The following is a 23,408-nucleotide window of genomic DNA, read 5'->3' on the forward strand; positions in this document are numbered from 1 at the left end:
GTATACACCTCCACCAATAACGAATCCCCTACATACGATAAGAGCATCACGGACAACAATGCTGTTATTCCTTATACAACAAACCAAGGTAGGGAGTGAAACGCTTATGGAATTGCTGGAGAAAGTACAAGCCGAGATCAACCGTTATATGACCCGGATTCAGTCGGAACAGCAGGAAGATGGGTCATGGAGATATGATTTTGAAACAGGGCCGATGACGGATGCCAGTATGATGATTCTCATCAGTTCCCTGTATCCCGAAGAACAAGAACTCCTTTCGCAGCTGGCCCAGCGCTTGGTGCATAAACAGGCGGATGAAGGCGAATGGAAACAGTACGATGACGATGATGGCCACCTATCCTCCACAATAGAGGCGTATACCGCGCTTTTGTTATCCGGTTATCTGGAGCGGGATGCACCGCCGATGAAACGGGCCCAGGATTATATTCTCCGCAGCGGCGGAGTCGAGAAGGCACATGTCTCCACTAAGTTTATGCTGGCCTTGAACGACCTGTATCCGTGGCCTGCGTATTATCCGATGCCTCTATTTTTGATCCATCTCCCGAAATGGATTCCATTTAGCTTTTACCGCTGGAGCTCATACGTCAGGACTCATTTCGCCCCGAGTCTCATTCTGGGGCACCTCAAATTCACTCTACCGCATCCTTCTGGTGCAGACATCTCCCATCTCTACACGACGCCGAAGTACAATAAGCTGTATCATCAGAGCCACGGCCGCAGACGGTCCGCGAAAAAACGAAACCGGAACCCTTCCGGTTTGCAAGGAAAAAGGTCAAACCATTCCATCCAAAAGGTCGAGAGTTTTATACTGGCGCATATTGAAGGGGACGGGACGCTGTACAGCTATGCAAGTGCCACTTTTTTTATGATCTATGCGCTGTTGGCGATCGGCTATCAGCCGGACTCGCCTGTGATCTCCCATGCGATGAAGGGGCTGCTCTCTTTTGTAACGAAGACGGATGACGGGGGGATGCATATTCAGAACTCTCCTTCCACCGTATGGGATACGGCGCTTGCTTCCTACACGCTGCAGGAGGCCGGGCTTTCAGCAGGGGATGATACCGTGCAGCGGGCAGCAGCGTATTTGTTGTCGCTTCAGCATACAGAGAAGAAGGAGCAGGCAGAAGGCTCTCTGCTGCACATGACAGGCGGCTGGGGATTCTCCGAAAGCAACAAGGCAAACCCAGATGTGGATGATACGCAGGCGGTGCTGCGGGCGCTGACGCGGTACACGTCTTATCACGCAGACAGTCTTGAGTCATGGAGAAAAGGAGTACAGTACTTATTCCGCAGGCAAAATGATGACGGTGGCTGGGCCGCTTTTGAGCGGAACAGCACTTCCTTCATGACTCGTCTGTTTGCAGTAGAGAACTTCGAAGATACGGCGTTTGATCCTTCAGCGGCGGATGTGACGGGGAGGACGTTAGAGTTTCTGGGGAGCCATGTGAAGCTGACAACGAATCATCCAAGGGTACAGACGGGAGTGCGCTGGCTGCTGAAGCGGCAGCAGCGGGATGGATCCTGGTATGGCCGCTGGGGAGTATCGTATCTGTATGGGACATGGGCTGCCGTAACAGGACTAAGAGCGGTAGGTTTATCAGCGGAGCATCCCGCGATTCAAAAAGCAGCAGACTGGCTGCTCCGCATGAGACAGCCGGATGGTGGCTGGGGGGAGTCCTGCAAGAGTGATGTATCGAAAACCTACATTGCAGCTCCTTACTCCACGGTCGTTCACACCGCATGGGCGCTGGATCTGCTGATTGCGGTTCATGATACACCTGTGAAGGAAATCAAAGAAGCCACCTCCCTGCTGATCGACTGGAATCGAGAGGAAGGTAGCAAGCGGGTAACATATCCGACCGGAGCGGGTCTTCCGGGGCATTTCTATATCCAGTATCACAGTTATCCGCGGATCTGGCCCCTGCTCACGCTCAGTCACTATGAACAGAAGTATAAAGACTGCTAAAATGCCCCATTTTCCTGGATTACAGGTATACACCCTGTACTTTCTATTCGATCCGCATATGCTATACTAACCGTCTTCAAGCCGATAAAAAGTAGTTTTTAACCTATAACTCCGGCTACAGACGAGAATGGAGCATATGTGAAAGGAGACAACAAGCATGTCCCAACTTGATCCCTGTTTAATGGGAACATTCCGCCGTAGAATGATGGACCCACGATGTTTCCACAAGGTGTGCGGCATTTTACGTGCCCAGAAATATGAGGATTTAAAATGCCACCATGGCTGCTACAGTATGATTGATCGACTCTCCGAATGTATGGGTGTACCGGTGTCACCAGCTGAAAGAGAAAATGCGGCACAATGGCTGATGGGCTGCGGCGTAGATCCCCAGAACCCTTGCCACCGCAGACGGATGTGGAATATGGTGTGGGGTAGATAGAAGAAATAGGTTAAGGCGAAAGGCTGCTCATTCGAGCAGCCTTTCCTTTTGTTACATTTAAGAAAGTACACACGCCTAGCATGCAGCATCCTTATATCGAAAGAAAAACTTCGAATCCATCTTTCACAGGAATATACCCATTGGCATGAACCTTTAGATCGTTTTTTCGCATCTTATGGCCTCCATGCCAGATGTGATTGAATGATTTCCTCCTCTCATTCCCCATTTCACACTATTTTGACACAAAGTTCCCTACTTTAGCTATTTATTAGAGCAGGAATTTGTTTTCTTAGGCAACTTTGTGTCATTTTTATTTACTAATAAGCGTCAGTTATACAAATATATTGTTTTATGGTTCTGTTATTTATCCATATTGTTTACGGCGTTTTTCATCTCTTCATCTGATAAATGTGTATAATTGGTTTCTCAACCTAGGCACATCATTGTTCTTCAAGTGATAGCGCGTTGCAAATGCTTGCTCTCACTTCACCCGGGAGAGATCTATGAATATACCCTGCTTCACCCCGGTTGGACCTTTTGGCCTTACGCCCTAATCGTCATCGGCCTGCTGTTTATCGCGACGGTCGGATGGAAGCATCTGAAATTCCCTGCGGATCAGTTTTTTGAGAAGGAGACGGATAAGAAATTGGACTTGAAAAGCATAGAGTTCTCTTCCTTTCATAGAAGGAGAGAACTCTATCGGTTATATGACAACATATGAACATTAGCCCTTAACCGAGCCTGCTAGGCCGGAAACAAAGTATTTCTGGAATAACAGGTAAACACACAGTGTCGGAATAATGGAGATCAGCACACCGGCGTTCAGCAGGGTATAATCGGTCGAATGCTCGCCTTTAAAGGCAAGCAGTCCGGTTGTAATGGTCTTCATCGTATCCTTGGTGATAAAAATCTGCGCCAGCAAAAACTCATTCCAGGTTGCCATAAAGTCAAAGATGACGAGCGTGGCGATGGCCGGCATGGATAAGGGTAATATAATCCGAAAAAATTTCCCCATGTCTCCGCATCCGTCAATCAAGGCAGACTCGTCGATTTCCTTCGGAATGGTGCGGAAGAAGCCGCGCAAAATTAGAATGCCGAACGGAATGCCGAATCCGACATACACGAGAAAGATTCCGGGATACGTGCTGACAAGATGCGTTTTGTTGAGAAGTATATTCAAGGGCACAAGTGTGGCCTGCATCGGGATCATCATGCCGATCAGGAAAAAGGCAAACATCAAATTACTCCATTTAAAATTCAGCCTGGTCAAGGCAAATGCCGCGAACGCTTCGATCAGAATGCCCAGTGGTACCTTGACGAGACAGATGAACAGCGTATTTTTCATATACATGCTCATTTTACCCTGGTCCCACGCTTTCAGAAAGTTATCCCACTGAAATTTTTCAGGCAGCGCGTAAAACGGGTTGGTCATCAGATCCGCTCTCGATTTCAGCGCAGTGAAGGCGATAAACAGGACCGGGATTAAAAAGATGGCCGCCAATATAATCAGGAATACGTACCGTAGTACCGTTACTGCCGGATGGACTCTCAATTCCTCCATGCTGCACCACTCTCTTTCTGCACGTTATACATAGGATTTCTTAGTCGTGTAATACACGTAAGGAATGATGATGGTCATGGAAATCAATACAAGAATGAAAGCGATTGCCGAACCCATTCCGATATTTGCAAACTTGAAGGTCTGGCTGTACATCCATGACGAGAGCACCTGGGTGCTTTCGGCAGGGCCGCCGCCGGTCATCCCGTAAATAATGTCATAAACTTTCATGGAAGCAATCAGCGTCGTAGCCACTACAATGACAAACGTTTCGCGCAGCAGCGGCAGCGTGATATAGAAAAAGGACTGATACGGTTTCGCTCCGTCGATTAAAGCCGCTTCATACGGGTCCTGCGGAATACTCTGCAGCCCTGCCAGGAAAAGAACCATGGGCTGTCCGATGCCCTGCCACATGGCCGCTGCAAAAACCGCGTACAGCGCGATATCCGGCTCTGCCAACCAGGCGTGCTGCCAGCTTTCTAGCCCGAGCAAAGCCAGCATTTTATTGACAAATCCCTGCGTCGGATTGTAGAGCCAGGTCCATCCGGTGGCCACAACAATACCTGACAATACATACGGAAAGTAGAATACACCGCGGAAAAAGATCCGCCCCTTCAGCTTTTTGTTCAGCAGTAGCGCCAATCCCAGACCTGCCCCCATAATCAGTGTCAGAGAACCGATCATCCAGAACAGATTGTTTTTCAGCGCTCTCATGAACACGGTATCCTGCGTGAACAGTTCGGCATAATTGCCTAAGCCTACAAACTCCTTATGGGGAGCAACTCCATTCCAGCTGAAAAAACTGAGAAAAAAGGTGTATACCGCCGGCACAAAAATAACCGTTAAGTAAATAATTAAAGCAGGCAGCAGGAACAGCCACGGTTTAAGCATTCTTGATGTCATGCCATTCTCCCCTTTCCACATAAATCGCGTCAGCAGAAATTTCCTGCTGACGCCTTGCTCGGTTCAGTTCAGGCGGTAAGGCCCTGATCATCATTTCTGTTTGCTTTTGTACGCAGACACGGCGTTCTCCATGTTTTCGGCGGCCTGCTGCGGTGTCCACTCGTTCAGCGCCACTTTATCCTGTGCTTCGAACAGCTTCTGCACGACCTCCTGCGAAAGAGCCTGGTCAGTAATCAGGAAACCGCCATCCTTCGCACTGTCAAGCAGCGGCTGAATATGAGGTGTCTTTTCCGAGACAGTAAAGCCCAGTGTAGCTGGCGAACCATAATCATTGATATATTTATTGACCACCTCAACACTTGTCAAATACTCGCCAAGCTTGATGGTCGCTTCCTGCTTCGCAGGGTCGGATGCGCCGTTGATCTGCAGCATTTCCGCAAACACGGAAGCGCGTGCCGGCGTTTGTTCCGTCGGAAACTTGAATACGTCAAATTGTGCCGGATCAAAGCCATTTTCAGTAATGTTGCCGTCAAACCAGGTTCCCTCGTTAATGATGCCTCCCGACTGCTGGTAAAACAGCATTTCGGCTTCGCTTGGATCCAATGAGGAATAACCCATCGGGAAGTAACCCTTGTCCGTATATTCTTTAATCTTTTCAAAGGTTTTAACGACCGCCGGATCGTTCCACGACGTCTCCAGATGGTTCAGCTTGTCATGCAGTTCCGGGCCGGCAAAATGCTCAAGCAACTGCTCCGTCAGCCGCATCGTGTGCCATCCGCCTTTACTGCCAAAAGCCAGCGGGGTAACCCCGTTCTTTTTTAGTGTTTGCAGTTGGGACTCAAATTCGGCAAATGTTGAAGGCGCTTTCAAATTTAGCTTTTGATAAAGCTCTTTCGGGTACCACATGCCCAGTACATTCAAGTGCAGCGGAATACCGGAAATTTTCCCGTCAAAAGTGGACAAATCAATAGCGGTTTTATTGTATTTTTCGGACCATTTGTGGTCTTTAGCCACCTGAGTCAAATCCATGGTCATGCCATTTTCCGGGTAAAAGGATCCCAACGATCCGCCCCATGTAAACCACATATCCGGCAGCGTCTTCGAGCTTGCCGCCACCTTGAGATTTTCTTTGAACGGATCTACCTCATATTGAGTAAGCTCCACATTAATATCCGGGTTAGCGCTTTCAAAATCATCAACCGCCGACTGCAGCCATGACCATCCCGTATTCAGAGTCCACAAGGAAATACTGACCTTGGGGCTACCGGAGGATGAGCCCTCCTGGCTTTGTTGCCGCGCATCCGATGAACACCCAACCGCGCCCGTAACAACAAGCAGAACACTAGCCAGCAATGCAACCCATTTTTTCATCATGTATGTCCCCCTACGTTTATTGGTTGGTAGCTTGAATGCGCAGCGCTTGGTAAGGCTTGCCCGGCAATTCCACGCGGCATGTTCCTTCATATGCCCCAGGCAGTGGAGTAATCGTCATGTTCCATGTATCAATCAGTTCAATGGTAAAAGTGATGCCCTCCGGCAGCGGCAACATGCGGAATCCCGGGCGGCTTGAGCCGAAATACACGAGGTAATATTCGCCGTCCACCCCGCCCGCCGCGGTATCCCATTGAAAGTCGGCGCTCAGGCGGCCGAGCTGCGGCCCGCCTTCGATAATACAGCGGAGAAATTGGATTCTGGATGGGCTTTCTCCGTGCAGTGTTCCTCCGTGCGACCACCAGATGATATTGTCTTCATGAAGAAAAGTTTCCCCATGCGTGACATAACCTCCGTTCAGCACGCCTTCCCAGAAGCATTCCACCATCCGCTCCGCCGTGATATTCCCCCATCCGTGGTTCAGATTTCCTTCATAGCGGCATTCGTCCACGACAATGGGCTTCCGGTAGGTCTCCTGCCATTCGCTGACAAAATGGAGATCATGGTGCTGGATGCTCGCATGTGTAACCCACGGCTTGCCATGGTTATACCAATGCAGGTTGCTGCGGTAATGGATGCCCGGATGGTGCCAGTTGTGAATGGAGCGGAGATGACCGTAAGCATCGCGCTCCTGAATGATTCTGAAGAACCGATCCCAATCCCGCATCGTTTTAGCCTTCATCAGATCGAACTCATTGGCCAGCGACCACCAGATATTGCGAAACGCCGAGAGACGGGCGACGGCATAACGCAGATAAAAATCGTCAGTCTCGGGACTCATCTCCGCAAATCCCCACCGGTCATAAGGATGAAAAAGGATGAGATCGGCCTCGATGCCAAGCTTTTGCAAATCCTCAATCCTGCGTTCAAGCTGCCGCCAGTATGCGGGATTGAATGCCGTGAAATCCCAGCCCTCTTCCAGAGACCCTACAAACGGGTACAATGCAGGTTCGTTCAAATTGTAATCATAGTGTTTCGGAAAAACGCACATTCGAATTTTATTAAAAACATCCGCTTCACCCAGACTGCGAAGGGTAATCTCCTGCAACTCTAAGTCCTGGTGATTCCATACATAACTTGTAGTTCCGAAGGAAAAGAAGGGTTTGCCGTCGGCATAGGCGAAATGGACTTCACGATCCACTCCTACGGGTCCGTGATTTCCTGCTGAAGGATCAACACATGTGAACATGCCCTGAACCAAATTTAATTCAGGCACATTGCTGACCGTCTCATAAGACCATATCCCCAAAATATCCGGCATAAAGCGTACACGGTAACAGCCTTCCCCGTCATAGAAACCTTCCACCTCAACGATCCGGTGTCCCTGACGGAAGCGTGCTCCAAATGCCACCTCCGTAAAGGGATTGCCGTCCTCCGGGCCGGGAAGGAACAAGTCAAATCTCCCCCAGCGTTCAATTTCCGGCGCTTTCGCTAATTCCTGCATCACTTGATTCGCCCCTTTCTCTACTGGTCATTCAACCTCCTACACCAATAATTTTAATCATTAACTCTTGGCGGAAGTAGCGGGCGAATCGGCTTTTTCATATGCGATTTTGACGTATCGGTTGATCTTGCGGCTGCTTCCAGTCCCGGCAATAGATGATTTTTGCGAAATCATACGTTTTTTTAACTTGCACCTGGTATCCTTGCTGGCTCCGGATCATTGATTGCGGTATTCAAGAGGGGTGAGTCCCGTACGGTCCTTGAACAGCTTGCTGAAGTAATAGGGGTTACTGTACCCGAGATCGGCCGCGATCTCATACACCTTGCGGCTGGTCTCGCGCAGCATTTTTTGGGCGATTTCCATTTTGTTGCGTATGATGTAATCGCTGAAATTTTCACCGATTTCCTTAAGAAAAATCCGGCTTAAGTATCCCGGACTAACGTGAATGGATTCCCCGACCTTGGCCAGCGTAACATCCTCCAGCAAATGCCGGTCCACATATTCTTTAGCCCGGCGCACAATAAAGCTGTCGCTCTGTTCGTTGCGGGGAAAACGCAAAAGTGCGGACATATAGGCGCCCGGCAGGCTGGAAATATCGCTGCAGGCAGAAGAAGCGTAGGCAAAGATCAGCCGGACGTTCAACAGCTCAAGCACCTTTTGCCGCAAGCCGTTCAAATAACTTGGCATATCGCCATCCCCGGTTAGAGAACGGACGGGAGCTATCCAAATCATTTCACGGAAATTCCGGTGGAAGACCAAGCCTCCCCTGTTCTTTGCCGCCAGCTTGCTGATAAGGTGCAGAATGGAAAGAAAACGCAGTTGTTCCGAATCTTCATTCTCCTGAACCGCGTCGTATCTTTTACGGATAATTGCAAGTACATAACCTTCCTTATAAGATTCGTCCGCGAGCTCGGGCAGGAGCTTCATAGGCTCCGCCGGAAACGTAAAAGGATCCAGCAGCGATAAACAGAGCTCGTTTCTTTCTTCTTCCGTACGCTGCGGTAGCTCATTTGAAGTCAATTTAAAACGGGAGATGACCTTTTGCATCGTGTCCGCAATTTCATCTTCATCCATGGTAGGCTTATGCAGATAATCAGCTGCACCCAGCCGAAGCGCCTCCCTCACATAGGAAAAAGTATCATAGCTGCTCAGGAAAATAATTTGGATCTCAGGGTTCCTGTGCCTGATTTTTTGCGCCAACTCGATCCCGTCCATACCGGGCATCCGGATATCGGTCATGACAAAGTGAATGTTCTCTTCTTCCAAAATACGCAGTGCTTCTTCCCCGTCGGCCGCCTCGGCCTTCCAGCATATCCCCAAACCTTCCCAATCAAGCATATAACGCAGTCCCATTCTGACAATGGATTCATCATCAACGACCAACAGATTCCACATCTCTGTCCCCCCCTGTCTCTGATGCTTCTAATTTCAGTGGTATTTTAACAATAGCTTTCGTGAGATCATCCGTCCGAATTAACGACAATCCGTACGGCTCGCCAAATCTGAGAAGGATCCGTTCGTGCACATTACGTAAACCTATATGGTCAGCGCTCTCTTCTCCATCTCTGTCCTCCTTTTCCCCGTTCTCTTCCCGCAGCAGAATCTCTTTGCCGGTAAATCCTGTGCCGTCATCCGCAATTTCAATGAAAAGCGTCCCGCTCTCCACATCCTGTCTGGCCGTTATGAAAATGCGCAGAGTTCTGTCCAGCCCTTTGGCCCCGTGGAAGATCGCGTTTTCCAGCAGTGGCTGCAAAAGCATGGGCGGAATGGGCACGTGCAAGCACTCGTTCGGAATAACCCAATGCACTCTAAAAACACCGGTGTATCTTAAATCCATCAAAGCGGCATAATCTTTCAGCAGCCGAATCTCCTCATCCAGCAATACCAGTTCGCTGTCCAGCTTCATATTCGCCTGAAGCAGCTTGGCCAGCGATTGCAGTAATTTGGCAATATGGGGCGAATGCTGCAGTATGGCCAGCATGCGAATGGAATTCAGCGTGTTATACAGAAAATGGGGCTGTATGCGTGCCCGCAATGCGTAGAGTTCGGCGTTGCGCTTCTGGCGTTCCTTCTCCTCAATGGAATGCACCAGCATGTCGAGACGGCTGACCATCCTGTGATAGCTGCTTTCCAGCCGTCTCATTTCGTTGTCTTCCCCTACGGGTGCAGGTGCTTTGAAATTCCCCTGCTCGACCTCACGCATGGAGCGAATTAAGCGGTTGATCGGCCTCGACAGCCTTCTCGCAAGCAGCAAGGAAATGGCGGCTGAACAAATCACCGCGCCCACCGTCACCAGGAAAGTAAAATAGCTGATGGAACGGCTGCCCGCCAGCAGCTCCTCACGATTGACTCCTAGGTATACCTTCCATTTCAAGTAACCGCTTTCAAGAAAGACGCCGCTGTATCCCTCCTGCCCCTGATCCGCCAACACGTCAGCCTCCCATCTGCCCCGCTGCTCGTTGGCACCGATGGACAGCTGTCTGGCCGCAAGGGCAGGATCGGATGCGTAAATGACATTCCGGTTCTGATCGAGGACGGTGACCTTAACGGTCGGAAGCTCCAGCGTCTCCACAAATTTGGGGATAAAATCAGGACTGATGAAGATAGCCATGACAGCAAGCGGTTGATATTCCTCGTCCATCAGCAGACGGGAGCCGACCAGGGCAGGGAAGGCTCCGTCTTTAAACTGGTTGATCTCTCTGACCCCGGTAATGACAAAACCGCCCCGCTCTGCTAGCGCTTGCTGGTACCAATCCTCATCCAAAACCTTTTCTTTGGGATTAATTACCGTATTCCCGCTTATTCGGTAGCCGTTGACGGTTCCGTTCATACCGTAGATCATCAGTCCCTTGATTGAGGAGTTAATGGAAGGATAGGCCCCCATGAGCCGGGCCATCGTTCTCTGTGCATGGATTTCCGCGGTCCCCCACTGCTCCTTGGCCAAATAAGGCTTATTTAAAAAGCTGAAAATATCCGGCAAATAATACGGGATCATTGTAAACCGATCAAAATCCCTGACCTGGCGTTCAATCGATGTATTCAGCTGGGCCAGAATCACATTCAGATCCTGCTCATTCCGGGCCTGCAGCATCATGGAGGATTTACGGTAGGCCATCGTCCCAATCAGCAGTGCCGGAATGCTGCTCAAAAGAATGAACACGACAAAAAGCTTTGTCTGAAACCGGATGTTGAACAATTTCTGCATGCTCTCACCTCTGGTTGTCTCGGTCTTGAACGCACCGTTTCATTCAAATTATTTATTGTCTGCCGCCTGCATCGCCAAAGAGGGGGCAGAACAGGAATTGCGTTCCACAAAGCGTGTGTCGACGGAAAATTTAGCTTTGAGCTTACGGATCATTTTCAATAAATTTAATCAGCTGATCAACCACCAGCACGGCTATTCTTTCTTTTTCCACATGAATGGTCGTCAGCTCTGTTGTCACAATGACCGACTTTGATATGTTGTCGAAACCTATAACCGAATTGTCGCGGCACGCAGATTCCCAGTTCCGCCAATGCCTCCATAAATCCCCGCCTGCGTTCCTCAAAATTATGAATACGAACATCCGAAGCCATATAACCGATGGAGGTACGCCTGATAAGCACATCGCATGATTAATTTCGACAAATTGTACCGGCAGCGTGTCAAAGCAAGTATCCAGCACCAGAAGATTGGGTAGGTTGTCGTGAATGTACCTGATTTGCTCGCGTGTCAAATTGGTACCGAGCACACGATGGCACCGTCGCTGCGCCTTTCTTCGGCAACGGTCTGGATTTCTTTATAGAAGGATTCCATATTCACTGTTGAAAAAATAAGCAGATCCCCCCTGTCTGGACCTTTCTTCAATAAATTGTATCAGTTCCTTAAAAAAGGGCCTCTGGGAATATTTGTCGAGCACGATATCGGAGTTGGTGCATACTAGAAAAAGCAGTGATTTATCGTTTCTGGGCGGTGCACTGGCCGATGCACTGCTCTTTGGAATAGATCCCGCTTCCTGGGCAATTTGCAGAATGCGCTCGTGTGTGTCTATGGTATGGTTCAACAAGTACATGAATATGGTCTTGTTCTGCTTCTATTCTAGAGATGGCAAAGCTGTGGGCGAACGCCACCTGCAATAGAATTTCCGTTAACCTGGATTCAACTTCATTAAGAGAAGAATTGATGTCGATCTTTCGAACACCATACGATATGGTGTTCGAAAGCGCAAATATTTCCTCTGCCACGTCTGGTTTCTGCCATTATTCATCATTGGAATAATTTTTTAGTTCATATTGATGAATACCATATGTCGATTCTTTGACATGTCAAATGAGATTCCTGAACCGAAGTTTTGTTACATCAATTCTTCCAATCCTCTATCAATAGATACATGAAGTTTACATCGCACTTATCATTATTGCAATGTTTATAAAAAATAATATATTAATTTAGTTATTATTGCGTTTTATTAACTAAACAGGTTGTTGATAGCGCTTTCTTGCAATGATACGATGGCGTCGTAAATACAAAACAAGTAGTTTGTTTAGTTAAATTAACTAAACAAACTGTTCTATGTTAAGTCATCTCACTTTATCCATCCAAGAGTAGACATGATTTATAAAAAAATTGAAATTGGGTTATGCTCCGACACGCCGTTTTACGTTTAGCGCCGAAGATGCATTCAAGTACAAAGTCGCCATCCGCCAGCAGATTGAGAGCTTTGGCATGGACATCGACATCATCGATCTGGAAGGCCTGAATCAGGAGGGGCTGCTCTACGATGATCACATCAATGCAGACTTGATTGTTAAGCGTTTTAAAGATGAAGAGGTTGATGCCGTCTTTTTCCCGCACTGCAACTTTGGAACGGAGGATACGGTGGCCCGTGTAGGAAAGGCGCTCGACAAGCCCGTACTGCTGTGGGGGCCGCGTGATGAAGCTCCGCTCGCGGACGGCATGCGCCTGCGCGACACACAGTGCGGCCTGTTCGCCACCGGCAAGGTGCTGCGCCGTTTCAATGTTCCTTTTACTTATGTGACGAACAGCCGGGTTGAGGATCCGGTGTTTGAAAGAGGCTTTACCAATTTTGTCGCAGCGGCCAATGTTGTGCGCCAATTTAAAAGCCTGCGCATTCTGCAGATTGGTCCCCGCCCCGCATCTTTCTGGACGATGGTCTGTAACGAAGGCGAGCTGCTTGAAAGATTCGGTATTGAGATCCACCCGATCACGCTTGTCGACATTCAGCTCAGATCGAAGAAAATTGCTTCAGGCAGCAGCTCAGAGCTGCTCGAAACGATCGATTATATTAAAAAAGAGAGCTTGACTCCTACAGCCCCTCCATGGAATCTTCCCTAAGGAATCGAAACTGTGAGGGCTGGCAGCGTGCTGTACGCTCCGTGATACAGTCAGGCATCCAGCCGCCCCAATTCCATTCGCAGCTTATCTGATCCGAATTCGGAGCATCGACACGTTTTTCCGTAAATGACCATACAGATAAGGGGGAACAGGCTTGAATATTAGAATGAACGGGATTCACAAAGCCTTTGGAGCAAACTGTGTACTGTCGGGTGTGGACTTCGAACTCCTTGAGGGAGAAGTTCATGCCCTGATGGGCGAAAACGGGGCGGGCAAATCCACACTGATGAACATTCTTACCGGTCTTCATAGCAAGGATAAAGGCATCATTTTCATTGACGGCAAAGAAGTGAATTTTGCGAGCCCTTCCGAAGCGGAGCAGTACGGCATTGCGTTTATTCATCAGGAACTGAATATTTTGCCCGACTTGAGCGTGCTGGAAAATCTGTTCCTCGGGAAAGAGATCACTACACGCTGGGGATTTTTGAATAGCCGTAGTATGAAAACGCTCGCAAACGAACAGATGCGAAAGCTGTCTCTTTCCCTTCCGCTCGACCAGCCTGCCAGAGCTTGCTCCGTCGGACAGCAGCAAATGATTGAAATCGCCAAAGCGCTGATGACTGACGCCAAGGTGATCATTATGGACGAACCGACGGCCGCCCTTACCGAAAGGGAGATCCGAAAGCTGTTCGAGGTGATTCCCGCACTAAAAAAAGAAGGGGTCTCCATCGTATACATTTCCCACCGCATGGAGGAGATATTTGAGATCTGTGACCGGATCACCATTATTCGTGACGGCATGACCGTTGATACCCAGAAAGTTTCACTTACCGATTTTGACGATGTAGTTAAGAAAATGGTTGGCCGCGAGCTTGCTGACCGCTTTCCGCAGCGGAACATCTCTTCTGGCGAGATTATACTTCAGGTCAAGGACGCTTCCAAAAGAGGAGTCTTCCACCAGGTCAGCTTCTCTGTGCGCGCCGGTGAAATCTTGGGCATCTCCGGCCTGATGGGCTCCGGACGCACGGAAATAATGCGTGCCATTTACGGTCTTGACCCGCTGGATGAAGGAGAAGTACGCCTGAACGGTGTGAAGGTCTCGATTAGACATCCGTATGAAGCGGTTAAGCTGGGCATCGGTTTTATTACGGAAGACCGCAAGGATGAAGGACTATTGCTCGATTTTTCTGTCCGCGAAAACATGGTGCTGCCCAGCCTGTTCAGCTTTAGAAAAAGAGGTCTGATCAATGAGCGGAAAGAAAAGGATATCGGGGCGCTGATTATCGGCGCGTTGAACAACGGCTTGAACCTGCTTGGCGTTTCTTCATTCTATCAGCTCGTCGTTAAAGGGATCGTGATCGTTATTGCCGTTCTGATGGACCGCAAAAAAGCTGCTTAAGGAGAGAAGACCATGAGAAAATACTGTATTTTTCTGCTGCTCGCACTCAGCTCCTTCCTGGTGGCCGGATGCTCGCTGGAGTCTCCTTCCTGGGCGAAAGCCAAGGCTGCTGGTGATCTCAGTGATGCCAAGATCGGCTTATACATGTCCACGCTGAACAACCCGTTCTTCGTTTACCTCAAAGACATGGTGGTTCAGGAAGCCGACAGGCAAGGCTTTGAGGTCATCGTGGTGGATGCGCAAAATGATCCGGCAAAGCAGAACAATGATGTGGAAGATCTGATCCAGCAAGGGGTTCATGCACTGCTCATTAATCCCACAGATTCATCGGCCATCTCGGCGGCTGTGCAAACGGCCAACGGTGTTGGCATTCCCGTCATTACAATCGACCGGGCGGCGAATAAAGGCGAGGTCGCCTCCCTCATTGCTTCCGATAATGTCGGCGGAGGCAAAATGGCCGCAGAATATATTGTGGATCTGCTTGGCGAAGGCGCGGTCGTTGCGGAACTCGAAGGCATTCCGGGCACGTCCGCCGCTCGGGAACGAGGCCAGGGATTCCACTCCGTTGCGGATGGAAAATTGAAGGTGGTTGCCAAGCAAGCGGCGGATTTTGACCGAACGAAGGGTCTGAACGTCATGGAAAATATGCTGCAGGGCAATCCGGATATTCAAGCCGTTTTTGCCCAAAACGACGAGATGGCGCTGGGCGCTGTAGAAGCCATCGCGGCTACGGGTAGGGATATTCTGGTGATCGGCTTTGACGGAAGCGCGGATGCGCTGCAAGCGGTCAAAGACGGCAAACTGTCTGCTACCGTAGCGCAACAATTTGACCTGATCGGCCAAAAGGCGGTCCAAACCGCCACTGAGGTACTCCAGGGCAAGACGGTTGAAAGCAGCATTCCGGTGCCAATCAAGTTGGTTACGAAGGATAACAGCCAGTAGCAGGACTGTCATTGGCCGAGGAAAACTTAAAAGAGAGCCCTGTTCAGATTTTTCACTATGAATTCAAGCAGGGTTCCCTTTTTTATTTAAAATCAGACTGCTCATTCGCATCTTCATTCCATCGAGGATACCAGGCATTTGATGGATCATTTAAAATTAAAAAGTAGATAGTCGGAGGGTGGAAACGAAATGAGGTTCAAGTTAATTTTTTTCCTTGAATGTTTACCAACTCACTGAGTTATGAAAGATTATTACAACAAAGAAGACTGCCGTAAATTTCGCCGACAGTCCTTCTCCTTCAAGTAGTATACTCCTCAATTCTATTCGCTCGACAATTCCTTAAGCGATTTGATTTTACCATGGGGATGCTGTTCTTGCTTTTGTGACTTCCAGGCAGCTTCTTTCCTTCTCTTCTGGTGAGCCATAATAGATATCCTCCTTTGGAAATTGTGATGTATACCACTTCCTTAAGTTGTCATTTCTCGGCTCTGTTCATTCATAAAACTTAATTCGTTGGATTTTTGTTATAACTCAGGGTGATGTTACTTTGAAAGAGATCTCAATGCTCCAGCCATTTGAAGAAGCTTACCGTTCGTGAGTCGAGGGATTATACCTACGTGGAGCCAATCATTTTCCGTCACTGGGCCAAACAACTTCGCGCGCTCCCCCTTATTGAGCACCACTATGCTGCTCACTTCAAAACGGTAAAGGGTAGGGTTCCTCATGAATAGGGTTGCTAACTTATCTAATGGAGATGAAAGCATGGAGTTCTTCTCTTATTATACGTATGTGCCCCCGATGTTCCTTACATATTCATTTCAAAGGAGATTTTGTTATGTGAGAAGAATCAGTTCAGTCATACGAGGATGCGCAGCACCTGTTTCAGGTTTACCCGATCTGCGGCAAGGACTGCCGACTGGCATTGCCCAAATAATCGTCAAACTAACGTCACATCTCCGGGATTTGTTAAAAAGAAGTTCTTTGCCGATAAGAGAGTACAGTTGCGGCTTCACTTCTTTCAGCACTACATCATGCGTCACCCCCTGCTTTCCCTCATGCTCAATAGAGTCAAGGCGTTGCAAACATAATACAAGAGCTTAACCAGTATTCCTGAGTACCTACGATTTTTTATATTCTCCTCTTTCACTTCATAAAGACCCGTCGGGAATGGGATGAAGTTCTTGTCATTTGGTTTTGACAACAACCTTAACCCATTAAATAAAAAAGCCGCGATTTACGCGGCAATTAATGAGATAATGTTCTTGTCACCCGACACATCCTCAAGTAAAACTAGTGAAGCAGCCTCCTCCCTAGTTACATTTCAATTGGGGAGTGCTTTGTGTCATAATTGCTTTCGACGTGATAGTCTGCGTCATTGAACTAATGCCTCCATTACTGCAATAGATTTACTGCCAATTACCTAACTAAGATGGGTAGATAAAAGGACGAACAGGGTAACCGCCCTTTTATCCATGACAGGTTTCATTTAATGCCGTCCATTATGACAGAGGCTATTACTTGACGTATTCATCCATTACAATATTTCGATATACCCTTCTGTTCCATGCACGCGAATTCGTTGCCCATCTTTTATCAGTTTGGTAGCATTCTCCACTCCGACAACTGCTGGTAAGCCATATTCACGTGCGATAACGGCTCCATGGGTCATCAGTCCACCAACTTCGGTGACTAGGCCTTTTATGGATACAAACAATGGTGTCCAGCTAGGGTCAGTAAATGAAGTGACTAATATATCTCCATCTTCCAGATCAGCATCTTCCATGTTTAAGATGACACGTGCTCGTCCTTCTATAACTCCGGAAGAAACAGGTAGACCTACAATAGCTTCGGCTGGGAGATTTTCTCGTTTGTACTCACCTGTAATGATTTCACCATCTGACGTGATAACACGTGGTGGAGTTAGTTTTTCATAAAACTTGTATTCGTCTTTTCGTTTGCTGATGATCTGGTAATCCAGTTTATTTGTGCGTACGACTTCGTGAAGTTCTTCAAAAGTGAGATAGTATATATCTTCTTTTTCATAAATAACGCCCGCTTGTACAAGTTGTTCGGCTTCTTTCAGTAAAGCCTGCTTATAAACGAAGTAGCGATTAATCATGCCGTATTTGGGATATTCACGATAACCGATGAAATTCCGGATTAAGCTGATCACTCGTTTTGTCTCTTCAGCTTTTTGTTCACCATCCGGTAATTGCTTCAATCGATCTAATAACTCTTGTTCTTTTTCTAAAGCTTCCTGTCGCCCTTGCTCAAATTTCCGATTGCCAGCATTAGGCTCAAAGTTTTTGATATTACTGAGAATCATGGGGACAAGTGTAATTGGTTTTTCACTCCAACGAGTTCTCGAAATATCGATTTCACCGGCACATCGCATTCCGTATTTGTTGAGATAAGCATAGATAGCGTCTTGAGTTTCCTGTCCACCATCAAGCTTAACCAGTTCATCCAAAAAATGATCATCTTTTACATGTTGTAAATAATCAATGACTTCCGGATAAGGACGAATCACATCTGCGACATCCAATAGCGCCAGACCCATTTCCGAAGTAATGTTGTTTGGTACAGATTGGGAAAGCGTATCTGCTGCGTTTTTTTCACCTAACCACTCGTACATTTTTTCATTGATCCATGACGAAGCATTCATAGCAGTCATAAAAACCTTTGAACTTTGTGGGTCAAATAAGATCTTCTTTAATTCCTGGAGATCTTCCAGAATAAAATCAAATAAATCTGCTCCTGATTTCGTTTGGATGTTTTGTTTTAATTCTTCTATCGATGTTTGACTGTTCTTAATCAAATCAGAAACGATTGCCGGATCGTTTTCAATTTGTGCTTGAAAACCTGCAGACGACAATCCTTTACTGCTATTACCGGGACTCCGTTCTTTTCTATCATCTGGTAACGATTTTATAAAATCTCGCTCTATTAGGGTCATAAATGCGTCTTCTATGAGCGGATCGGATTTTCCCAGGGTATTTAAGAAAGTTTCTCTTCTGACAGGTGAAGCCAGCATATGTGTAACATCAACAAACAACCTTCCACCGGCTTTACGCATGGGTGCAGAAGTTATTAACAGGTAAAAAGACAATCCCAATGGTTTTATCGGATCAGTCATCATTTGTTGATGACCGACAGATACATAAACGTGATTTTCCTGATCATTCGCTTCAGGGATCGGGTATAAAGTCGTGATTGGCCGGCTCTGGACAATATAAAATGTATCATCAGCCAAACACCATTCGATATCTTGCGGGTAACCAAAATAAGCTTCGATCTGTCTTCCGATGCGTGCCAGTTGCAAAATTTGTTGTTCAGTAAGGGCTTGAGTCTTTTGCTGATCAGGATCGATCTGCTTTGTCTCTGTTCCACCTTGTTTCCGTCCATAGATAGCTATTTTTTTGGTTGCTATCCTCTTATCGACGATTTCCCCTTCCTGTACTTTATAACCATCTGCAGAGACCAAGCCAGAGACCAGTGCTTCTCCAAGTCCAAAACTGGCATCGATGGAAAGCAGCTTCCGGTTGGATGTAATCGGATCAGCGGTAAATAAAATTCCTGAAGCCTGTGGGAAAACCATCCTTTGAACGATAACGGATAAATAAATTTGACTGTGGTCAAATCCATTTTGCATACGGTAGATAACCGCACGGTCCGTAAATAGGGAAGCCCAACATTTGCTGATATGCTGCAAGATTGCTTCTTTGCCGATGACATTTAAATAGGTGTCTTGTTGACCAGCAAAAGAGGCATGTGGCAAATCTTCAGCAGTCGCACTAGAACGCACTGCATAAGCATGTTCCTCTCCAAACCGGGAGAGATAGTGAGCAACTGCTTGCCCAACATCGGAAGGAACTTCTATTTCCATAATGATTTGTCGAATCTTCCTGCTGATTTCACCAATTTGATCTCGATCTGTTACTTTTAGCATGGTTAGTCGATCCAACAAAGCATGATACGTTTCGTTTTGTTCGATGGCTTTTTGATATCCTACTGTTGTAACACAAAATCCTTCTGGTACTTGTATTCCTTCAATTTTTGATAATTCCCCTAAATTTAACCCTTTTCCGCCAACGAGCAAAAGCTGCGTTTTTTCCATTTCCTGAAAACCGAGAACCAAAGAACTCATTCAGCATCTCTCCTAACCATTAAATTGAGAAAAACATTTGACAAGAGGTTAGCGGCATGGTAAAATTAGAATGTAATATTTTATAATTATTTCTATATAAATTGTCGAAATCTATTTGATTTTAACATCGTGTCTGTTTATATGCAATAGAAAAGAACCTGAGAAAACTATCCAGGTTCTTTTTTGGTTTCCCGCTATCATTAGGCACATCAAAAACCATGGTTCGAGCCGAACTCAGTCACTGCATACTTCCCTAGCGGTCCTATGCAGCCTAAGGAAATCAATCCTGAAGTTGCGTCGGGTTCTTATTGAGCTAACCTGTCCGTTAGTTCTGCGAACGAAGCGCGGCTACCTCACTGAATTTTTCTCCTACAGTTCTTATTTATTGGAACTTTTCAAACTCATCCTGAGCACCTACGATTTCTTATATCTCCATTTTCACTTCATAAAAATCCGTCGGGAATGAGATAATATTCTTGTCACAATCGGGAATGAGATAATGTTCTTATCACCCGACAACATGCCTTGTCCAGTGACAACAAGTTTACCCCTTTTCTTATATGACTTCTGTTGGAACAAGCCTAAAGCATTTTTGAATATCATATTTCTGATACCATTCTCTTGTTTCAGTAAAATATCATTACAAGTAGTTATAAAAATAGTTTTTTTTATGAATATGACTCATCTGTCTCACCTCGCTACAAAACTGCCTCTTTGTCGAACAAAGGGGCAGTTTCACTGTTTTCATTTATTCTTTTTGAGTCATCTCACCTTTATACTTAGCAACCCACTTCTGCAAACCTTCTTTCGACAATACACCAACTTCTTTGTCCACTGGTTTTCCATCTTTAAATAAAATGGTTGCAGGGATGCTCATAATCTGAAACATCGATGAGGTTTCTATATTCTCATCCACATTGACTTTAAGTATTTTAATGTCCCCCTTGCTATCTGAAGCGAAATCTTAAAGTATAGGGGCAAACATAATACATGGTCCGCACCAGGAAGCCCAAAAATTAACAAGCGTTACTCCGTCTTTATTCAATTCCTTTTTGAATGAACTATCAGTTACATGATGAATGGTCATTATATTATTCTCTCCTTTACATTTATCAATTACAGCTATTAGATGTATATTAAATCTGTTATTGATCAAGAACATTTATTCTTTTATACACTGACTTGCCTCACCAAGTGCACTAAAAGTCTATCTTTTACATATATTTTGTATGAAATGATTCTTCATTCCTACTCCAGGCCTCTACATTCAATTCATTGTTTAAAGCCGCTGCTGCCATGGCTCCCATAGCTGCTGCTGCAATAGCTTGATGTCGTTGAGATGCAACATCTCCAGCGGAATAGATTCCACGAATGTTCGTTTTTCCAAAATCATCTGTTATGACCGATCCTCTTTCAGAAGTGTGACATCCGATAGCTTGTGGCAAGTCCGATCCGGTTACCAGATCCGGTCTGAAGAAGATGCCCTTGCAATGCAGCATTGTTCCATCTTCCAGAACGACCTGTCGCACCATTCCTTGGTTTGAGTCAATCGTGCGAATAGGTGAATCGTATATCACGATTTGATGCTTCCTCAGTTCTTCTCGGTCGACATCACTTAACTCGTCAGGTCCGTTCGTACAAATAACAAGAGACCTTGACCAACCTGATATTAAAGGTACGAAATGCATAAGGTCAGTTCCCTTGCTAATGATAACAAGAGATTTATCTTTCAGTTCCCATCCATCACAATACGGACACACAAATGCACTTTTCCCATAAACCTCAGCCAGGCCGGGTATATCAAGTGGGCGATCTTTCATCCCTACGGCAAACAATACTTTTCTACTAAGCAAGCATCTTCCCTGTGCAGTCTCCAGTTGAAAATGACCGTCCTCTCCTGAAAGGGATACAACTGCATCCTCCATAAAGGAAACGGAAGGATAGTCGCTTATTTGCTCCCTTGCAATACGTCGAAACTCCCTAGGACTTATTTTGTCTCGAGTTAAAAAGCCGTGTGCTTCCCGAGTTACAGCATTGCGCGGATGTCCTTCATCAATCATCACAATATGTTTTCTGGCACGCCCCAATGTGAGCGCAGCACTCAAGCCAGCCGGCCCACCGCCGATAATTACAGTATCCAGAAATTTTTGGTCCATTGTTCAAAGTCCCCCATTAACAGGTTTTTAAGTTTATTTTTTTACAGATTGTCTCTGCTGAACATATTCTGGCTTTTCAGTCGAACCAGCACTTTGCCGAATCTCCCCCCTTGCCGGATGGTCACTTGGTCGGAAGGAACATTTTCATCCAGGTACCTTGAGACCGTTCTGCTGACTCGATCTCCAGACAGACCAGCGTGCTTCAACATTTCAATTACTTCCTCAAATACGGCTGTTTTGGATCGAACCGTTGTATTCATTTCCCGTGTAACCAGCGACTGGTAAGCGTATCCCTTGAGAAACAATAGTTGAAGCAGATAAAGCATTTCCATACGCTCGCTTTTTTGGGGTTGATCACTCACAAGCGGCCAAATTTCATCGAACACACTATGCTCTTTGCGACCAACCGAAGTGCTCATATAGCAGTATTCCCGCGCACAACTCATTATTCTTCCTACACTGTCCCAATCGTGCAAAACTGGACACATTGACACAAATACAAAGTCAAACGCCTTTTCCCACCCTTTAGCCTGAATATCAATGGTCTCAAACGGCTCAGATACAATGTTGACAGTCCCATTCGTAAGCCGTGCAGCACGCTCTCTCATTAACGCGGCGAGAGGAATAGAGGGTTCTACTGCGGTTACTTCAGCTCCCATCTCGGCAAAAGGAATTGCAAACCCTCCAGACGCAGCACCGATATCCAAAACAGACATTCCCTTAAAGGAAACTCCCTGATCGTACAACCAACTCATAATTCGCTTGGCTCTTCCTCTTCCTTCATCACTGAATACCTCTTCATCAAATGATGCGGCTCTATGATCAAAAGCGCGAAACGGATCAATTCCAGACCTCCTCATAATATCAGTGGAGGTCAACTCATCCTCTTTCCAAGCGTTTTCCCAGACCGTATCATTAAAAAATTCATGATTCATTCTACCCCTCCTTTAAAATAATTTAGATACTTTAAAGATTCTCAATGTCTTTAATTTTCACAAAAAAATGATTGTGTAATTGACAAACTTTTAGCTAATTCAGAAATTTTCTTCTTCTTTAAGTAGTGTTCCATTTCTCCCTCAGCCGCAAACATTTCCTGTTGAATAACACAATCTGGACCATGATTTAAATCGCAATCAAACAACGAAGCTGTACCTTCAATTGCATGAATAATATCAAGCAAAGAAATATCTCCTCGATTACGTTTTAACCGATACCCCCCCTGGGCACCCGATGCGGACTCAATTAATCCAGCCTTCGATAGTTTAGTCAATATTTTGGATAAATATGTGGGCGATACTCCTTGTCTCTCAGCCAATTGTTGTACACCAATCAGCTTTTCTGATGATGTTGCAACAAGAAACAACATGGTATGAAGAGCATAATTGGTTGCTTTTGAAAACTTCATCGAGAAAGATCACCTCGCTTATTATAGATTATTGGACTCTACAATAACTTTAATTCGAATTATTGTCAAGATAGTTAAATGATCTATGAAATCAAGGGCTGTTGATTAACTTCTAAACTCAATAGCTGTGTTGAATAGAAAATTCGCATAAACCATCTGCTCAAGCTCCATTACACATCAAAATTAGGTATACATTTCCTGGTTCATTAACAGGCCCTATTGAAAATACCTACTCGCATTGCGAGTTTAAGATTACGCTTGA

The 23,408-nt window shown here is 46.4% G+C and carries 17 protein-coding genes and 2 pseudogenes; 5 read left to right on the top strand and 14 right to left on the bottom strand.

Translation table 11 applies throughout. The annotated features are described in order from the left end of the window. Positions 1-106: 106 nt before the first annotated feature. The gene (locus ACWXW9_RS21530) at positions 107-1,987 is read left to right on the top strand and encodes a terpene cyclase/mutase family protein (protein ID WP_494931083.1); all 1,881 of its coding nucleotides are present in this window, start codon (positions 107-109) and stop codon (positions 1,985-1,987) included. Between the two features lie 292 nt (positions 1,988-2,279). Continuing rightward, positions 2,280-2,426, top strand: a complete 147-nt coding sequence (locus tag ACWXW9_RS21535) for a hypothetical protein (RefSeq protein WP_494931084.1) — start codon at positions 2,280-2,282, stop codon at positions 2,424-2,426. 724 nt (positions 2,427-3,150) lie between these two features. Here ACWXW9_RS21535 and ACWXW9_RS21540 read toward each other — a convergent pair. From ACWXW9_RS21540 to ACWXW9_RS21570, 7 genes are all read right to left on the bottom strand, one after another. Further along, positions 3,151-3,987: a carbohydrate ABC transporter permease gene (locus ACWXW9_RS21540; protein ID WP_494931085.1), complete on the bottom strand. Its 837-nt coding sequence runs from the start codon at positions 3,985-3,987 to the stop codon at positions 3,151-3,153. 24 nt (positions 3,988-4,011) lie between these two features. Then, positions 4,012-4,887, bottom strand: coding sequence for a carbohydrate ABC transporter permease (locus ACWXW9_RS21545; RefSeq protein WP_494931086.1), 876 nt, complete (start codon positions 4,885-4,887; stop codon positions 4,012-4,014). 90 nt (positions 4,888-4,977) lie between these two features. Further along, the gene (locus ACWXW9_RS21550) at positions 4,978-6,258 is read right to left on the bottom strand and encodes an ABC transporter substrate-binding protein (RefSeq protein WP_494931121.1); all 1,281 of its coding nucleotides are present in this window, start codon (positions 6,256-6,258) and stop codon (positions 4,978-4,980) included. 19 nt (positions 6,259-6,277) lie between these two features. Next, positions 6,278-7,762: a DUF5605 domain-containing protein gene (locus tag ACWXW9_RS21555; RefSeq protein ID WP_494931122.1), complete on the bottom strand. Its 1,485-nt coding sequence runs from the start codon at positions 7,760-7,762 to the stop codon at positions 6,278-6,280. Between the two features lie 216 nt (positions 7,763-7,978). Continuing rightward, positions 7,979-9,157 (bottom strand): response regulator transcription factor, encoded by a 1,179-nt coding sequence (locus ACWXW9_RS21560; protein ID WP_494931087.1) that lies wholly within the window; start codon positions 9,155-9,157, stop codon positions 7,979-7,981. Next, positions 9,135-10,967 (bottom strand): cache domain-containing sensor histidine kinase, encoded by a 1,833-nt coding sequence (locus ACWXW9_RS21565; protein ID WP_494931088.1) that lies wholly within the window; start codon positions 10,965-10,967, stop codon positions 9,135-9,137. The genes ACWXW9_RS21560 and ACWXW9_RS21565 overlap by 23 nt, the downstream gene beginning before the upstream one ends. Before the next feature lie 142 nt (positions 10,968-11,109). Then, the gene (locus ACWXW9_RS21570; RefSeq protein ID WP_494931089.1) at positions 11,110-11,493 is read right to left on the bottom strand and encodes a hypothetical protein; all 384 of its coding nucleotides are present in this window, start codon (positions 11,491-11,493) and stop codon (positions 11,110-11,112) included. 866 nt (positions 11,494-12,359) lie between these two features. Here ACWXW9_RS21570 and ACWXW9_RS21575 point away from each other — a divergent pair. The 3 genes and pseudogenes from ACWXW9_RS21575 to rbsB all read left to right on the top strand — a co-directional run. Further along, positions 12,360-13,058: pseudogene (locus ACWXW9_RS21575) on the top strand (L-fucose/L-arabinose isomerase family protein); the annotation flags it as partial. 193 nt (positions 13,059-13,251) lie between these two features. After that, positions 13,252-14,496, top strand: a complete 1,245-nt coding sequence (locus tag ACWXW9_RS21580) for a sugar ABC transporter ATP-binding protein (RefSeq protein ID WP_494931090.1) — start codon at positions 13,252-13,254, stop codon at positions 14,494-14,496. Positions 14,497-14,508: 12 nt separating this feature from the next. Further along, the gene (rbsB, locus tag ACWXW9_RS21585) at positions 14,509-15,438 is read left to right on the top strand and encodes a ribose ABC transporter substrate-binding protein RbsB (protein ID WP_494931091.1); all 930 of its coding nucleotides are present in this window, start codon (positions 14,509-14,511) and stop codon (positions 15,436-15,438) included. 320 nt (positions 15,439-15,758) lie between these two features. Here the strand turns inward: rbsB and ACWXW9_RS21590 are convergent, their stop codons facing one another. The 7 genes and pseudogenes from ACWXW9_RS21590 to ACWXW9_RS21620 form a co-directional block, all read right to left on the bottom strand. Further along, positions 15,759-15,863: a DUF6254 family protein gene (locus tag ACWXW9_RS21590; RefSeq protein WP_007432370.1), complete on the bottom strand. Its 105-nt coding sequence runs from the start codon at positions 15,861-15,863 to the stop codon at positions 15,759-15,761. Positions 15,864-16,271: 408 nt separating this feature from the next. After that, the gene (locus tag ACWXW9_RS21595; protein WP_494931092.1) at positions 16,272-16,520 is read right to left on the bottom strand and encodes a hypothetical protein; all 249 of its coding nucleotides are present in this window, start codon (positions 16,518-16,520) and stop codon (positions 16,272-16,274) included. Between the two features lie 452 nt (positions 16,521-16,972). Next, positions 16,973-19,585 (bottom strand): phosphoenolpyruvate synthase, encoded by a 2,613-nt coding sequence (gene ppsA / locus ACWXW9_RS21600; protein WP_494931093.1) that lies wholly within the window; start codon positions 19,583-19,585, stop codon positions 16,973-16,975. A 748-nt stretch (positions 19,586-20,333) separates the two neighbouring features. Beyond that, positions 20,334-20,672: pseudogene (gene trxA, locus ACWXW9_RS21605) on the bottom strand (thioredoxin). A 127-nt stretch (positions 20,673-20,799) separates the two neighbouring features. Then, positions 20,800-21,741, bottom strand: coding sequence for an NAD(P)/FAD-dependent oxidoreductase (locus ACWXW9_RS21610; protein WP_494931094.1), 942 nt, complete (start codon positions 21,739-21,741; stop codon positions 20,800-20,802). Positions 21,742-21,782: 41 nt separating this feature from the next. After that, positions 21,783-22,676, bottom strand: coding sequence for a class I SAM-dependent methyltransferase (locus tag ACWXW9_RS21615; protein WP_494931095.1), 894 nt, complete (start codon positions 22,674-22,676; stop codon positions 21,783-21,785). 50 nt (positions 22,677-22,726) lie between these two features. Next, the gene (locus ACWXW9_RS21620) at positions 22,727-23,146 is read right to left on the bottom strand and encodes an RrF2 family transcriptional regulator (protein WP_494931096.1); all 420 of its coding nucleotides are present in this window, start codon (positions 23,144-23,146) and stop codon (positions 22,727-22,729) included. Positions 23,147-23,408 lie beyond the last annotated feature (262 nt).

This window comes from Paenibacillus sp. LT-B23, from assembly GCF_059417685.1.